This is a genomic window from Comamonas aquatilis (assembly GCF_965139575.1).
In the GTDB taxonomy this organism is placed as follows: domain Bacteria; phylum Pseudomonadota; class Gammaproteobacteria; order Burkholderiales; family Burkholderiaceae_C; genus Comamonas; species Comamonas aquatilis.
The window spans coordinates 1-1,611 of record NZ_CBCSIW010000046.1 but is presented as its reverse complement, the minus strand read 5'-3'; the positions used below and the strand labels follow the sequence as shown (position 1 = coordinate 1,611).

Below are 1,611 nucleotides of genomic sequence, written 5' to 3'. Positions count from 1 at the left end.
ANAGGAGGTGCGGATAAAAACTTGGACTGGTTTTATGCGGCTAGGCCAAGCTTGTGCCGGTATTCCACAGGACTTAAACGTCCCAGAGATACTTTGATACGTTTTTCGTTGTACCAACGAATATAAGTATCGACAGCTTCAATGAACTGCTCAATCGTTGTTGATTGCCAGTTGCAGGGATAGAACAGCTCCATCTTTAGCCTTCCAAAGAAGCCTTCGCATGCAGCATTGTCTGGCGAGCACCCTTTGCGAGACATCGAGCGAACCAACTTTGCATCATGGACCCTCGAGAGCCAGCCTGGCCAGCGGTAGTGAGCTCCACGATCAGAATGAATCACAGGGCGGCTCTCGCTGCCTTGAACAGCATCAATGGCCGCATCCAGCATTGTGTTGACGAGATTTGCGTTGGGATGAGTCCCAATCGACCAGCTCACCACCAGCCCGTCAAAGCAATCAATGACTGGCGACAGGTAGACCTTGCCAGCAGGAATCTGGAATTCAGTAATGTCGGTGAGCCACTTCTCATTGGGCGCAGCGGCATGGAAGTCTCGATTGATGAGGTTTTGCGGGGCAGCACCTATCTCTCCAAGGTATGAGTTATATCTGCGGCGTTTGGGCTTGGCCACGATCAACCCCTCCTGCTTCATCAGCCGGCGAACCACCTTCTCTGAGATGCCCGTGCACTCCTTGAGCAGGGATGCCTGCACCCTGCGATATCCATAGCAACGGTAGTTGTTGTCGAAGATCTCTGTGATGCTTCGGCGTAAATCAACGTATTTGTCAGCCAGCTTCAGCCGGGCACGATGGTAAAAATACGAGCTTCTAGCAAGGCCAACAAGAGAAAGCAGTTCTGGCAATTCATACTGCCCGTGCAACGCTTCAACCAGCACAGCCTTATCTTTGTTTGCCAGCCTATGCAGGTCAATGTCGGACCCATTTTTTAAGATTTCATGGGCCTGTTTGAGAAGCTCCCGCTCTATCTTCAGCCGCCGAACATCCTGGCGCAATGATTCAACTTGGCGCCTGAGCGCTGCTGCATCCAACACAGGCGATCGCTTTGGACTGTGTTTCATCGAGGTGGGGGCACAAGGGCCAAGCAACTGATTTTTCCAGTTGTACAAGGTTCCCCGGCATACCCCTAACTTGTCTGCAATCTCCTGTGCACTTGATTGGCGGGCACACAGTTGCACCACGCCCTCACACATCAAAGCATCAGGCTTTGTAGTCGGCCAAGACCTGCCGACCATCGATTTACTGATCTCAGGGCAGTCTTGCCGAACCCACGCAGTCAACGTTCCTCGACCCGGGTAACCCAAAACCCTCATCGTGGCGGCAATACAGCGATCGTGGGCGAGGTAATGAGCAACCGCCACCTGTCTTTGCTGTAGCGAATATTTCGGTGCTCTTGGTGCTTGGCTTACTGGCAAATCCTGATGCTTCAGGTAGTGCTGATACCAGCCTTTCAATGCGTTCTTGGTTGGGTATCCCAACTGGCGAATCGTGGCTCTGACACGCAAGCCAAGCTTGATATAAAGCTCAACTGCACGAATCCTGTCTGCGTATGAGTACATGAACTACCTCCTGGTAGTCCAAGTTTTTGTCCGCATCCCC

At 52.2% G+C, this 1,611-nt stretch carries 1 protein-coding gene; it reads right to left on the bottom strand.

Translation table 11 applies throughout. From position 1 onward, the window contains the following. Positions 1-32: 32 nt before the first annotated feature. On the bottom strand, positions 33-1,571 hold the full coding sequence (locus ACNAZA_RS22325) for an IS3 family transposase (RefSeq protein WP_059441833.1): 1,539 nt from the start codon (positions 1,569-1,571) through the stop codon (positions 33-35). Positions 1,572-1,611 lie beyond the last annotated feature (40 nt).

Coding starts and splice junctions, on each gene's coding strand:
- ACNAZA_RS22325 (WP_059441833.1), bottom strand. CDS start 1,571: ATGTACTCATACGCAGACAGGATTCGTGCAGTTGAGCTTTATATCAAG.